Source organism: Nocardia africana NBRC 100379, assembly GCF_001612635.1.
Taxonomy (GTDB): domain Bacteria; phylum Actinomycetota; class Actinomycetes; order Mycobacteriales; family Mycobacteriaceae; genus Nocardia; species Nocardia africana.
Window position 1 is genome coordinate 14535 of sequence record NZ_BDAV01000019.1, and the last position, 13177, is coordinate 27711.

A 13177-nucleotide genomic window follows, 5' to 3' on the forward strand; every position below is an offset into this window, starting at 1 on the left:
GATCGCCGACGACCCCGGATCCGCCACGGCCGAAGCGGGCCTACGCCTCCGATCCTGCCCTCGGATTCGTCGGGCGAAGTTCTCACCGGGTGAACAAACCTGCGGTCGCCGCTGTCGCCGCGGCGTCGGCGGCCGTCACCGCCACCGCATCGTCGATCGGGTCACCGGAAATCAGGAAGCGGTAGTACAGCGGGGCGGAGACGGCGGAAACGACTGCGCGCGCATCGGTTCCGGAGTCGAGTTCGCCACGGTCGATCGCGGCCGCGACGCACGGCTCCCACTCGGTGATCCGCACGTCGTAGAACCGGTGCAGGGCGGCGGTGGTTTCCGGATCGCAGATGGCCGCGGCCACAAGGGCTTTGAACAGCGGACCCTGGCGCGGGTCGGTCAGGGTGCGCACGACGAGGCGCGCGTTGGCGGTGAGGTCGCCGCGCAGCGATCCGGTATCGGCATGCGGCAGTGAGGTTTCCGCCATGTCGGTGAGCATGTCCGCCATCAGCCCGGCCGGGGTACGCCAGCGGCGGTAGACAGTGGTCTTGCCGACCTCCGCGCGGGCCGCCACCTCGGCAAGGTCGAGTTCGGCGAAGCCTCGTTCGGCCAGCAGATCCCCGGCCGCGCGCAGGACGGATTCGCGGACCCGGGCCGTGCGACCGCCCGGGCGCACCGAACCGGGTGCGGCGGTGTCCGAGCTCATAACGGTCCTCCAGTTTCATTAGTGTCGCATCGAGTGTATCGTCTGCGGTATTAATGAAACTTCAGTTCCGTTAGGGGTTGATCATGGACTATCGTCGACTGGGTGCCTCGGGTCTGCTCGTTCCGGCTCTCAGCTTCGGGGCGGGCACGTTCGGTGGCCGGGGCGAGCTGTTCGGCGCGTGGGGCGATACCGACGCCCAGCAGGCGCGCCGGATGGTCGATGTGGCGCTGGAGGCCGGCGTCACGATGTTCGACACCGCAGACGTGTACTCCGACGGCGCCTCGGAAGAGATCCTGGGCCGCGCGATTCGAGGCCGCCGGGATCGAGTTCTGCTGTCCACCAAGGCGGGCCTGCCCACCGGGCCCGGGGCCGCCGAGGCGGGATCGGGACGCTCCCGGCTGATCACGGCCGTCGACGCGGCGCTGCGCCGGCTCGACACCGACTACATCGATCTGTTCCAGCTGCACGCCTTCGACGCCGCGACGCCGGTCGAGGAGGTGCTGGACACCCTCGCGGAACTGGTGCGCGCCGGGAAGATCCGCTATCTGGGCGCCTCCAACTTCGCGGGCTGGCAGCTCATGAAATCGCTGGCCGCGGCCGACCGCGGCGGCCATCCGCGCTACGTCGCCCATCAGGTCTACTACTCGCTCGTCGGCCGCGACTACGAATGGGAGCTGATGCCGCTCGGCCGTGACCAGGGCGTCGGCGCGATGGTGTGGAGCCCGCTGGGGTGGGGCCGGCTGACCGGCAAGATCCGGCGCGGACAACCACTTCCGGCGGGCAGCCGGCTGCACCGCACCGCCGAGGCCGGACCGCCGGTGAACGACGAACTGCTCTACGACGTCGTGGACGTGCTCGACGAACTCGCTGCCGAAACCGGGAAATCCGTCCCGCAGATCGCCCTGAACTGGCTGCTCTCCCGCCCGACCGTCGCGACGGTCATCGTCGGCGCCCGCAACGAGGAACAGCTGCGCCAGAACCTCGGCGCGGTCGGCTGGCAGCTCGACGCCGACCAGCTGGCGCGGCTGGACAAGGTCAGCGCCGTGACGCCGCCGTATCCGTACTACCCCTACTACCGGCTGCCGGATTTCGCACGGCTCAACCCGCCCGTCGTCGCCGCGTAGCGAGCGACTCGGTACAGCCGCGTAGCGAGCGGCTCAGTACACATCGCGCACGTACCGCTTCTCCGCGGTCAGCTGCTTCTTGAACGCCAGCGCCGCGTCCTCGTCGAGGTTGCCGTGGATGCGGGCGATCTTCAGCAGGGCGTCGTCGACGTCGCGGGCCATGCGCGCGGCGTCCCCGCAGACGTACAGGTGGGCGCCGTCGCGCAGCCACGCCCACAGCTCGGCGCCGTGTTCGATCATGCGGTGCTGCACGTAGATCCGCTCGCGCTGGTCCCGCGAGAAGGCCAGATCGAGGCGGGTGAGGAAGCCCGAGCGGAACATGTCCTCGAGTTCGGTGCGGTAGTAGAAGTGGTCCCGGGCGTGCTGATCGCCGAAGAACAACCAGTTGCGCCCGCGGCAGCCCAGCGCGCGGCGTTCGTGCAGGAAGCCGCGGAACGGCGCGATGCCGGTGCCGGGGCCGACCATGATCATCGGCGCGTTCGGATCCAGCGGCGGCCGGAAATGCGGTGCGCGCTGCAGGAATACGGGTACGCCGCCGGTCTCGTCACGGTCGGCGAGAAAGGTGGAGCAGACCCCGCCGCGCGGGTCGTCGGCCGCGCCGTAGCGCACCACGCCGACGGTGAGCTGCACCTCGCGCGGACTCACCAGTGGGCTCGACGAGATCGAATACTGCCGCGGTTGCAGCTTTTTCAGCACCGAGAGCCACTCCACCAGATCGGCCCGCACGGGAAAGTCGCGCAGGACGTCGACGGCATGGCGGTCCCACAGATAGCGGTCCAGTTCATTGCGGTTGTCGCGGCGCAACAGCTTCGCCAACTGCTGATAGGGGTTGCGGGCGGCGATGAAGGACAGCAGATCGCCACTGATCTTGGTGATGTCGAAATGCGTGCGCAGTGCCGATTCCAGCGGCACCTCGCGCCCGTCGATCTCGACCGGCCGGGCGCCGTCGAGCCCCGTCGCCGCCAGCCAATTGCGCACGGCGACAGGACTGTTCGAGGGCCAGACGCCCAGGCTGTCGCCGACCTCGTAGCCGGCGTCCAGACCGCTCAGGTCGAATCCGAACTGCCGCACCTCTTTACCGGATCCGGCCCGCGACAGCAGTTCGTTGCGCACCATCGGGGCCAGGACCGGGGCGTTGCGGGTGAACGGCGCGGGGACCGAGCGGGTGGTGCGGGCGGGGGCAGCGGGGCGGGTCTCGACGCGGTCGAGTACCCGCACTCCGAGCCCCGCGGGCGCGCCGGCCCGACCGGCTTCGACGGACGTCTCCCCACCCTCGCCACCACGGGGCGTGCCGGCCACGCTGCTACCGCCGGCGCCGGTGTCGCCGGTGGGCGCATCCCCAGGACCGTCGCCCAGGGCGGCGAGAACCGCGGCGATCCACTCGGCCGACACATCCTCGTGGTCCGGTTCACTGTCGACGCGATCCAGCAACCGGACACCGCCCCGTTCGGACAGCAGCCGATCCACCTTGCGGCCGTAGCCGCAGAAATCGTCGTAGGAGGAGTCACCGAGGGCGAAGATGCCGTACCGCAGACCGTTGAACCGAATGTCGCTGTCCTGCAGGCGGTCCCAGAAGTCGGCGGCATTGTCCGGTGGGCCGCCGTCGCCGAAGGTGCTGGTGACGAGCAAGACGTCACCGGTCAGTTCGGGCAGTTCGCACGCGTTCATCTCGAGCAGCCGGGGTGCGTGCCCGTGTTCGGCGAGCGCCGCCGCCACCGCCGCGGCCAATTCCTCGGCGGTACCGGTCTGGGAAGCCCACAGCACGGTCACCGGCCGTCGCTGTGGGCCGGCCGGCGTCGCCGCCGAGGGCGCTGCCCCGGTGGCGCCGGGCGGGGAGTCCGCGGCCCGCGAGTACATCCCCGCCAGCAGCCCGTCGATCCACCAGCGGCTGCGGTCGGACATCGGCGCCGACTCCGGGAGTACGGGCTGGCCCTGCACCGGAAGCGATTGCAGCGCGGCCAGATACCCGCCCAGGTAGATCCGCTCCGCCTCGCTGAGCATCGGCGCGGGCGCGGAATCGAGTCCCAGCATGGCGGCGAGTGGATGCGATGCGTCCTCGTCGATGCCGTCGCGGGTGTCCCGCGCGGGGCCGACGCGTCGTAGCGTCACCGCGCACACCTTGAATTCCGGTTGCAGCGAATCCGGATCCACGGCGTCGTTGGTCACCGCGTTGATGGTCAGATATTCGCCCTGCTCGTCGTTCCAGTGGAACGGTGCGAAACACGCACCCGGTCGCACCCGGTCGGTGATCCGCACCGGCAGCACGGCTCGGCCACGGCGAGAAGCGATTTCGATCTGGTCGCCGGGGCGCGCGTCCAGCGTGCGCGCGTCGTCGGGATGCACGTCGATGAACGGCTCCGGATTCAGTTTGTTCAACTTCGCGACCCGGCCGGTTTTGGTCATCGTGTGCCATTGATGTTGGACGCGACCGGTATTCAAGACGAAGGGATAGTCGTCGTCGGGCATTTCGGCGGCCGCCATATGTGGCCGGGGCCAGAACACGGCCCGGCCGCTCGCGGTGGGAAAGACCGGCGCACCCGCATCACCGGTGCGATAGCGAATCGGATTGCGGCGCTGCGTGGAATCGGCGCAGGGCCACTGCATCGGGCCCTCACGCAACGCGGTGTAACTCATTCCGCTCAGGTCGTATCCGGTCGACGGATTCGCGAAGCCACGGATCTCGTCGAAAATATCGGCGCTGGAACGGTAATCGAATCCGCCGAAGCCCATCGCCGTCGCGATCCGCGCGATCCATTCCCAATCCGGCAGCGCCGCGCCGAGCGGATCCACCGAATGCCGCAGAAGGGTGACAGTGCGTTCGGAATTGACCATCACGCCGTCGGCTTCGGCCCACAGCGCCGCCGGCAGCAGCAGATCGGCGTAGGCATTGGTCGCGGTGTCGAGATAGGCGTCCTGGGTGATCACCAGTTCCGCGGCCTCGAGACCGGCGATGACGGTTTTGCGATTCGCCACCGAGGCCACCGGATTACTGCAGATGATCCAGCAGGCCTTGATCCGGCCCTCTGCCAGTTCCCGGAACATCTCGATCGTGCCCCGCCCGGATTCGGCGCGAATGGTGCCGGGCGGCAACTGCCAGGCGGTTTCCACGAAGCGGCGGTCGGCCTCCACCAGGGCGCTGCGCTGCCCGGGCAGACCGGGACCCATATAGCCCATTTCCCGTCCGCCCATGGCATTCGGCTGCCCGGTCAGCGAGAACGGCCCGCTGCCGGGCCGACAGATGGCGCCGGTGGCCAGATGCAGATTGCAGACGGCATTGGTGTTCCACGTGCCGTGGGTGGACTGATTGAGACCCATCGTCCACAGCGTCATCCATTCACCGGCCGCGCCGATCCACGCGGCGGCGGTGCGAATATCGTCCTCGGCCAGCCCGGTGATCTCGGCGACGCGGTCCGGTGGATAGTCGGCGAGGAATTGTGGCATCGCCTCCCAGCCCTCGGTGTGGGCGGCGATGAATTCGGCGTCGATATCGCCGTTGCCGACCAGCAGGTGCAGCAATCCGTTCAGCAGCGCCAGATCGGTGCCGGGCCTGATCTGCAGGAAAAGATCGGCCCGGGCGGCGGTGTCGGTGCGCCGCGGATCCACCACGATCAGTTTGGCCCCGGCCTTGAGCCGATCGGCCATGCGCAGGAACAGAATCGGATGACAATCGGCCATATTCGAGCCGATCACGAAGAACAGATCGGCGCGGTCGAGGTCGTCGTAGGAACCCGGCGGGCCGTCGGCGCCCAGCGATTGTTTGTATCCGGTGCCCGCGCCGGCCATGCACAGCCGTGAATTGGATTCGATATTGATCGTGCGCAGAGAGCCCTTGGCCAGTTTGTTCGCCAGATACTGCGCTTCCAGCGACATCTGCCCGGAGACATAGAGCGCGACGGCATCGGGACCGTGTTCGTCGACGATCGCGCGCAACCGCTGCGCCGCCTGCCGCACGGCGTCCTCGACGGCCAGTTCGACCGGTTCTCGTCCGCGCTGGGGCCGGTGCAGGGCGGTCGTCATCCGCCCGGGCGCCCGCATCAATTCGAGGTGAGTGGCGCCTTTGGTACACAGCCGTCCGGTGTTGACCGGATGCAGTTTGTCGCCGCTCACCTTCGCGATGACGGGTGCGCCGGCCGCGTCGCGTGCGGTCTGCACCGTGATGCCGCAGCCCACGCCGCAGTAGGAGCACGCGGTCCGGACGGTGCTCGTGGAGTTCTCGGCGGTCGACACATCCCCGATGATGGCGAGCCGCCGTTGCGACGGATTTACCGAACGTTATCGGCAGATGACCAAAATACTCACCACTTGGGCGTCTGCACGGTGAGATTTCCGGTTCAGGCCCGGTCGGACGCCGTTTCCGCGGTCGATACCCGGCGTGCGGTGAGCTACTTCACCCCAGTTTGTAACCGCGATGCAGTGCGACGATGCCGCCGGTCAGGTTGCGCCATTTCACCGACGACCAGCCGGCATCGGCGATCCGCATCGCCAGCTGCCGTTGATTGGGCCAGGCCCGGATCGATTCGGCCAGGTAGACGTAGGCGTCCGGATTGCTGCTGACCGCCTCGGCGACCTTCGGCAGCACCTTCATCAGATATTCCATGTAGATCGTGCGGAACGGCCCGAAGACCGGGGTGGAGAACTCCGCCACGACGAGGCGTCCGCCGGGTTTGGTCACGCGCAGCATTTCGCGCAGGGCCGTGTCCGGTTCGGAGACGTTGCGCAGGCCGTAGGAGATGGCGACCGCGTCGAAGGAGTCGTCGGCGAACGGCAGGGCGGTGGCGTCGCCGTTCACCATCGGCACCCGGCGGAATCGCCCCGCCTCCAACATGCCCTTGGAGAAGTCCAGGGCCAGGCACCAAGCGCCCGACTTCGCGAATTCGGCGGTGGAGACGCCGGTTCCGGCCGCCAGATCCAGCACCCGCTCCCCGGGACGCAGGGCCAGCGCCCGGCGGGTGGCCCAGCGCCAATAGCGGTCCTGTCCGCCGGTGAGCACCGTATTGGTCAGGTCGTACCGCTTCGCGACCCCGTCGAACATGGATGCGACCTCATGCGGTTGCTTGTCCAACGAGGCCCGAAACGACTCTGTCTTCGCCACGGAAGTGACCCTAGCGCCCGGCGCGCGGGGCAGGGACGCGGGCCGGTCCGCGCTCGCGGGGAGGATTGGGCGCCTGCGCTATTCGCTCGTCCGGCTCGACAGTGTGTAGGCCAGTTGCTTGACCATCTCGGTCGCCAGCACCGCCTGTCCGGAGGTCGAGAAGTGGATCCGATCCGCGCTGAGCAGAGTGTCACGAGCGTTGACGGGGTGCTCCCACATGTCGACGACGACCGCCCCGTAATCGGCGGCGATTCGGCGCGTGATGTCGTTCATGGTGCGAATTCGCTCGTCCCAGTCGGGAAACGCGGGTACGACATAGGCGCTTCCGAGGGTGAACGTCGTCAGCAGGGCGCCGGTGCCCGCCGCGACGTCGTACATGCGCCGCATCGTCGTGTCGATCTCGTCGAAGTCGGGATCGCGCCGCGTGATGTCGTTCGGGCCGCAGGGCAGATGCAGCAGGTCCGGACGGAACCCTACGATGCGGTCGAGTTGGTGGGCCGAGGTCTGCGCCGTGGTGGCCCCGATCTTCGCCGTGCAGAGATAGCGCAGGTCCGGGCGCACGCGTCGCAGCACTCTCACCAGCCGCTCGGACCAGCCCGCGTTCCGGTAGCCCGGCGTGGGGTCGCCGACGCCGGCCGACAAGCTGTCGCCGGCCACGGCGAATCGTCGCCACGGCACGTCGAACAGCAATGCGGCAGCGGTTGTCTCGGACAGGCAGAGCGGATCGGATTCTTCGGCCGTGGCCGCTGCGGGGGTCGCGGGATTCGGCATGATCACTCGCTTCGGTTCGATCGACGGGTACGGGGCGTGATACCGAATGCCGTTGCCGCGCCGAGAACGGCTACGACCGCGATGAACACCCAGCCGTGCCGGAACGCGGTCACCATCCGGTCGGTGGTGTCCAGCGATCCCAGGAGCGCGATCAGCACGGCGACGCCGAGCACGTAGCCGAGTTGGCGGGCGGTGTTCACCACGGCGCTGCCGGTGGCCGACCGGTCCGGCGGCAGATCGACGGCGGCGGAGGCGATCATCGTGGGCAGCGCGAGACCGATGCCGATGCCGGAGATCACCCACCCCGGCAGCACCGCGGTGGCGTACCGCACCGGTGTGGCTGCCGTGGTCAGCACGAGCAGGACGCCGGCCGCGAACAGCGCATTGCCCAGGGCCACAACGACTCCCGCCGGTATCCGCCGGATCAGTCGCTGGCTGACGGCGGCGAAGACCGGCACCATGATCGGGCCGGGGACGATGGCGAGCCCGGTTTCGATCGTGCCGAAGTGGGCGGCGTTCTCGAGCCACAGCGTGATGCTCAGAAACCACGCTCCGAATGCCGTGCAGAAGGCCAGCACGGTCGCGTTGGCCCAGGCGAACGTCGGCACCCGGAACAGGTCCGGCGGCACTACCGGATCCGGATGCCGGCGCATCCGCAGCACGAACACGGCCACGCCGAGCACCGCCACGGCCGCTGCCGCCCACGTCGCGGCGCCGGTCCACGCATCGCTTTCGACCAGCGCCAGCGAGAGCGCGCCGATCGCCATGATCAGCACCACCACCCCGAGCAGATCGGGCACGCGAGCGGAGGTTCGCTGCGCCGTATTCGGTATCAGCCATACGGCGGCGAGCCCGGTCACCACACCCACCGGCAGATTGATCAGAAAGACCCAGCGCCAGGAGATCTCGACCAGCGCGCCGCCGACCACGGGGCCGCAGGCCGCGGCGAACGAACTCGTCGTCGCCCAGATCTTCACCGCGCCCGGCACCCGCTCCGGCGGCAGCACCGTGAGCAGCAACCCCAGGCCGGCCGGCGTCAGGGCCGCGGCGCCCACCGCCTGCAGCAGCCGGAATGCCACCAGAGCCCACAGCGCCGGAGCCGCGGCACAGGCCACGCTCGCCGCGGTGAAAAGGCCGAGGCCGGCGAGGAATCCGGCCTTGCGGCCGAACCGATCGGAGAATCGGCCGGCCGGAATCAACAGGGCCGCATAGACGATCGCATAGCCGTTGAGCACCCAGCTCACATCGGCCGGCGACGATCCCCGGTAGGACTCGCCGATCTTCGTGAAGGCCACGTTGACCACGAAGACGTCGAGCATCGCCACGAACGCGGCCGAGCACAGGATCCACACGATCGCTGTCGAACGGTCCCGGACCGGCCGCACCGGCGTGGGTTCGTCCGCGGTCACGGACTGTTCGGCTGTTACGCCATCCATCAGGCATCCCTTCTCGTCGCCACCGGCGGTGCCGTCGCGCGCCGATGTGAGCGAAAGAATACGGTCGACCGTATGTTTACTGCAATAGTCGATTCCTCGTGTCCCAGTGACATACGATCGACCGTATGGACGTCCCCGAGCGGCAGGCGGTAGCGGAAAGTGCTGATCAGCGGCTACGTCGCGGCGCGCGGTCGCGCCAGGCGGTGACCCGCCGCTCGATCGAGATCGCGTCGGTGGACGGACTCGACGGACTGAGTTTCGGGCGCCTGGCCGAGGATCTCGGCGTCAGCAAGGCCGGAATTCAGACGCTGTTCCGGACCAAGGAGAAGCTGCAACTCGCGACCGTGGAGGCGGCGCGGGAACTGTTCGTGGACACCGTCGTCCGGCCGGCCCGCGACGCCCCGGCGGGCGTCGCGCGGCTTCGCGCCCTCGTCGACGAGTGGATCGACTACGTCCAGCGCCCGATGTTTCCCGGCGGATGCTTTCTGGGCGCGAATCTGCCGATCTTCGACAGCCGGCCGGGACCCGTCCGCGATGCGTTACGAGAGCAGCAGCGTGCCTGGGTCGCCCTCCTGACAGCGCAATTCCGGCGAGCCGTTGCCGCCGGCGAGATCGCCGATGTGGATCCCGAGGTGGCGGGCTTCGAGGTCGCCGCGGTGCTGAACGCCGTCAACGTGGCGCTGCGCCTCGGCGACGACGCCGCCGTGGGCATGGCCCGGCAGGTCGTCGACCGTCTGCTCGGTAAGGCTGCCTGAACCGCGGCCGCCTCGGATCGCCTGCGACAGCGCGGTTTTCAGGCGCTGCGATGCAAGGCTTCCCGACCGCCGATCACCTCGTGATAGTGCCCCATCAGCTCGGTGCAGATCGCGGGCCAGGTGCGATGCAGCACCGATTTGCGTGCGGCGCCGGCGAATCGGGCTCGAAGGGCCGGATCACGCAGCGCCGCAACCGCACTCGGCAGAAGTTCGGCGAACCGGTCGACGGGCAGCAGATATCCGTTGCGGCAGTGGGCGATCAGATCGCGCGGACCGCCGGCATCGGGGCCGATCACGGGAGTACCGCAGGCCAGCGCCTCCTGCACGCCCTGGCAGAAGGTTTCGTGCTCGCCCGGGTGGACCATCAGGTCCAGGCTCGCATAGGCCCGGGCAAGGTCTTCACCGCCGAGTTCGCCGGTGAAGACGGCCGTCGGCAGCAGGCGTTGCAGACGCGCCCGCTCCGGTCCGTCGCCGACCACGACCAGCCGGATGCCGGGATCGTCGGCCAGTGCGGCCAGACGTTCGACATGCTTCTCCGGCGCCAGCCGGCCGACGAATCCGACCACCAGCCGGTCGCCGTCCGCCCACCGCGCGTGCAGGCCGGCGTCGCGCGCGCCGGGCGTGAACCGCACGGCGTCCACGCCACGGGCCCAGCGATGCACCCGTGCGATGCCGTGCCGCTCGAGGTCGTCCATCGCCGCCGAGGAGGGCGCCAGGGTGCGCGCCGCGCGATTGTGGATGCGCCGTGTCCAGGCCCATGCCGCACGCTGCGCCGCGCCCAGCCCGTAGCTGGCCGCGAACCCGGCGACATCGGTCTGATACACCGCCACGGCCGGCAGGTCCAGGCGCAATGCGGCCGCCGCACCGCCCGCGCCGAGCAGAAACGGCGAGGCCAGATGCACCACATCGGCATCGAAGTCCTCGATTGCCGAGGTCAGCAGCGGTTGCGGCAGGCCGACCGGCAGCGAGCTGACTCGCGGCACCATGACCGCCGGCACCCGGATCACCGGGAAGCGGCCGTGCGAGCGTGGCGCCGCGGCCTGGCCACGGGGAGTGTCGGGGGCGATGACGAGCGCATCGTGTCCGTGGCGGTCCAGGTGGGACAGGACCTGCAGCACGGAGTTCACGACACCGTTCATATTCGGCAGAAACGATTCGGAGACGATCGCTACACGCACCCCTGCAGTGTGCGATGTGCGGCACGCCAGGACACCACACCCATGTGACGGATGTGCGAAGTTCGGGCGAACAGCTAGCCGGAGGTGCCCACCGAACGGCGGCGCTCGAAACGGCGCACCACCCACAGCACCGGCAGCGCCACCACCCACACCACCACGATCACCGACAGCGCCGGAATGATCGCGACCCGGGCGTCGCGCCCGGCGACCCGGACCAATTCCGGATCGCTGCGGCTGTATTCGACATTGATCCGCTCGCCGGCGGTGAGTCTGGTGGGATACAGCACCCCGACCTTCGGATTGTGCGTCACACCGTCGGGCGTCACATAGGTGACCGCGGACCGCAGCCGGCCCGCCGACAACACTTCCGCGCTGGTCACGCCCTTGTCGGAGCTGATCAACATATCGTCGCGCCAGGCCGCCAGCACCAGCAGGACGGCCAGCACGCTCACCGCGGTGGCGATCACCGCGAGGGTGATCCGGGTCCGGCGCAGCCGAGGCGAACCGGCCTCGGCTCGGTGCTCGCGCGCAGCAGACTCGGTGGTTTCCGACACCGCAACAGGCTATTGCATCGTTCCGATAGCGTGTGCGCTCATGTCCCGAAACTTCCGCTTCACCGTGTCATACACCGTCCCGGTCGAGGAATTGCACCGGGCGCTCACCAGCGACGAATTCTGGCAGGCCCGCTTCGAGGGCGCCGAGACCGCGACCATCGAACTGGCCCACCCGAACGGGCCCGGCACCATCCATCTGCGCATGACCGAGACGGCGCGCCAGGACAAGATCCCGGCCATCGTCCGCAAGGTGCTCAAGGCCGAACTGGTGCTCGAACGCACCGACGACTGGGGGCCGCTGGAGGGGAATTCGGCCGCGGGCACCTTCTCGGCGACCTCCTCGGGCATCTCCTCCGAGATGACGGGCACCTACCTGCTGCGGGCCGCGGGCACCGGCTCCGAACTCGAGGTCAGCGGCAGTGTGAAGGTGAAGGTTCCGCTGGTCGGCGGGGCCATCGAGCCGCTCGCCGAACAGTTGCAGCACCGGGTGGTGAACAGCGAGCGCAAGTTCGTCGAGAAGTACTTCGCCGCCGAATCCGGGGCATAGCGGACAGCGGTGGGTGCGAGCGGCGCAGGCTCGCACCCGTCGCACGCCGGAGCTACTGCGCCCCCGGACCGAATGCGCCACCGTCGAATTCACGCTGTTCGACCAGGACGAGCCAATTGCCGGAGTTGTCGCGCATCACCGCTTCCACGCCGTACGGGCGCTCCGCGGGCGGCTGCACGAATTCGACCCCCTTGGCGGCGAGCTCCTCGTAGGCCTTCTGGCAGTCCTCGGTGCGCAGCCCCAGCGCGCCCATGGTGCCGTTGCCGAGGGAGCGGCGGATCGCCTCGGCCATCGTCTCGTCGAGCGGTGGCCCCGGCACCATCAGCGTCACCTCGAGTTCGGGGTGATCCGGCTGGGCCACGGTGACCCAGCGGAAACCGTTGTCGCCCATGGAGATATCGGCGGTTTCCACGAAACCCAGTTTGTCGATGTACCACTGCTTGGCGGCGGACTGATCGGTCACATACACCGTGACCAGCGATACGTTGGTGATCGTCGTCATGAGTTCAGGCTATGAGCCTTCGGCGCCCGCCGGCTTCTCCGAAATTGCGCCACCGGGATCGGGCGCCGGCTCCGGCGGTTTGCGATCGGAGAGGCCGTGCATGAAGACGTAACACCCCGGAATGCGCGGGACTCCGTTCGCCGCGAATTTCGCCTGATAGGCCGAGGGCGTCATCCCCACCAGTTCGGTGAATTTGCGGCTGAACGACCCCAGGCTCGTATATCCGACCAGCATGCACGCCTCGGTCACCGTGATGTTGGTGGCGCGCAACAGATCCTGCGCGCGTTCGATGCGCCGCTCGGCCAGGTAGAGCGCGGGAGTTCGGCCGTAAGTGGCGGCGAAACAGCGCAGGAAATGATATTTCGAAACCCCCGCGGTCGCGGCCAGCTCGTCCACGTCGAGCGGGCGGGCGTATTCGCGATCGACCAGATCCCGCGCCCGGCGCAGATGGGGAAGCAGGTCCTCCGGCACCGACGGCGTTCGATCGCGACGCGGACGTGCCCCGCCGCGACTGTCCCCGCTGC

12 protein-coding genes are annotated in these 13177 nt (G+C 68.7%); 3 read left to right on the top strand and 9 right to left on the bottom strand.

What is annotated here, in order from left to right:
* Positions 1 to 82: 82 nt before the first annotated feature.
* Positions 83 to 694 (bottom strand): TetR/AcrR family transcriptional regulator, encoded by a 612-nt coding sequence (locus tag NA3_RS29945; protein WP_062967360.1) that lies wholly within the window; start codon positions 692 to 694, stop codon positions 83 to 85.
* Positions 695 to 777: 83 nt separating this feature from the next.
* Here NA3_RS29945 and NA3_RS29950 point away from each other — a divergent pair, with 83 nt between their 5' ends.
* Positions 778 to 1818 carry an aldo/keto reductase gene (locus NA3_RS29950; protein ID WP_062967362.1) on the top strand — a complete coding sequence of 347 codons (1041 nt, stop codon included), beginning with the start codon at positions 778 to 780 and terminating at the stop codon, positions 1816 to 1818.
* 33 nt (positions 1819 to 1851) lie between these two features.
* On the opposite strand, the gene NA3_RS29955 is transcribed toward NA3_RS29950, so the two are convergent.
* The 4 genes from NA3_RS29955 to NA3_RS29970 all read right to left on the bottom strand — a co-directional run bounded on the left by NA3_RS29955 (position 1852) and on the right by NA3_RS29970 (position 9117).
* Positions 1852 to 6045 (bottom strand): bifunctional nitrate reductase/sulfite reductase flavoprotein subunit alpha, encoded by a 4194-nt coding sequence (locus NA3_RS29955; protein WP_227995576.1) that lies wholly within the window; start codon positions 6043 to 6045, stop codon positions 1852 to 1854.
* Between the two features lie 160 nt (positions 6046 to 6205).
* Entirely contained in the window at positions 6206 to 6910 is a 705-nt protein-coding gene (locus tag NA3_RS29960) for a demethylmenaquinone methyltransferase (RefSeq protein WP_062967366.1), read from the bottom strand.
* 78 nt (positions 6911 to 6988) lie between these two features.
* Positions 6989 to 7681, bottom strand: coding sequence for an SGNH/GDSL hydrolase family protein (locus tag NA3_RS29965; RefSeq protein ID WP_062967417.1), 693 nt, complete (start codon positions 7679 to 7681; stop codon positions 6989 to 6991).
* A gap of 2 nt (positions 7682 to 7683) precedes the next feature.
* A complete protein-coding gene (locus NA3_RS29970; RefSeq protein WP_084491990.1) occupies positions 7684 to 9117 on the bottom strand; it encodes an MFS transporter in 1434 nt (477 codons plus the stop codon).
* Positions 9118 to 9242: 125 nt separating this feature from the next.
* Here NA3_RS29970 and NA3_RS29975 point away from each other — a divergent pair, with 125 nt between their 5' ends.
* Complete coding sequence (locus NA3_RS29975) at positions 9243 to 9872, top strand: TetR/AcrR family transcriptional regulator (RefSeq protein ID WP_062967369.1); 630 nt, start codon at positions 9243 to 9245, stop codon at positions 9870 to 9872.
* 38 nt (positions 9873 to 9910) lie between these two features.
* Here NA3_RS29975 and NA3_RS29980 read toward each other — a convergent pair whose 3' ends face one another.
* Both NA3_RS29980 and NA3_RS29985 read right to left on the bottom strand, forming a co-directional pair.
* Positions 9911 to 11050 carry a glycosyltransferase family 4 protein gene (locus tag NA3_RS29980; protein WP_062967371.1) on the bottom strand — a complete coding sequence of 380 codons (1140 nt, stop codon included), beginning with the start codon at positions 11048 to 11050 and terminating at the stop codon, positions 9911 to 9913.
* 74 nt (positions 11051 to 11124) lie between these two features.
* Positions 11125 to 11604, bottom strand: coding sequence for a DUF3592 domain-containing protein (locus NA3_RS29985; protein ID WP_084491991.1), 480 nt, complete (start codon positions 11602 to 11604; stop codon positions 11125 to 11127).
* Positions 11605 to 11644: 40 nt separating this feature from the next.
* Here NA3_RS29985 and NA3_RS29990 point away from each other — a divergent pair, with 40 nt between their 5' ends.
* A complete protein-coding gene (locus tag NA3_RS29990; protein WP_062967373.1) occupies positions 11645 to 12151 on the top strand; it encodes a DUF2505 domain-containing protein in 507 nt (168 codons plus the stop codon).
* Between the two features lie 52 nt (positions 12152 to 12203).
* Here NA3_RS29990 and NA3_RS29995 read toward each other — a convergent pair whose 3' ends face one another.
* Positions 12204 to 12653, bottom strand: coding sequence for a VOC family protein (locus tag NA3_RS29995; protein WP_062967375.1), 450 nt, complete (start codon positions 12651 to 12653; stop codon positions 12204 to 12206).
* Between the two features lie 9 nt (positions 12654 to 12662).
* Complete coding sequence (locus NA3_RS30000) at positions 12663 to 13124, bottom strand: helix-turn-helix transcriptional regulator (protein WP_062967377.1); 462 nt, start codon at positions 13122 to 13124, stop codon at positions 12663 to 12665.
* Between the last annotated feature and the right edge of the window lie 53 nt (positions 13125 to 13177).

What these genes read in the sequence shown, in the direction of transcription:
- NA3_RS29970 (WP_084491990.1), bottom strand. Translation starts at nt 9,117, where the DNA reads ATGGATGGCGTAACAGCCGAACAGTCCGTGACCGCGGACGAACCCACG.
- NA3_RS29965 (WP_062967417.1), bottom strand. Translation starts at nt 7,681, where the DNA reads ATGCCGAATCCCGCGACCCCCGCAGCGGCCACGGCCGAAGAATCCGAT.
- NA3_RS29945 (WP_062967360.1), bottom strand. Translation starts at nt 694, where the DNA reads ATGAGCTCGGACACCGCCGCACCCGGTTCGGTGCGCCCGGGCGGTCGC.
- NA3_RS29995 (WP_062967375.1), bottom strand. Translation starts at nt 12,653, where the DNA reads ATGACGACGATCACCAACGTATCGCTGGTCACGGTGTATGTGACCGAT.
- NA3_RS29975 (WP_062967369.1), top strand. Translation starts at nt 9,243, where the DNA reads ATGGACGTCCCCGAGCGGCAGGCGGTAGCGGAAAGTGCTGATCAGCGG.
- NA3_RS29990 (WP_062967373.1), top strand. Translation starts at nt 11,645, where the DNA reads ATGTCCCGAAACTTCCGCTTCACCGTGTCATACACCGTCCCGGTCGAG.
- NA3_RS29950 (WP_062967362.1), top strand. Translation starts at nt 778, where the DNA reads ATGGACTATCGTCGACTGGGTGCCTCGGGTCTGCTCGTTCCGGCTCTC.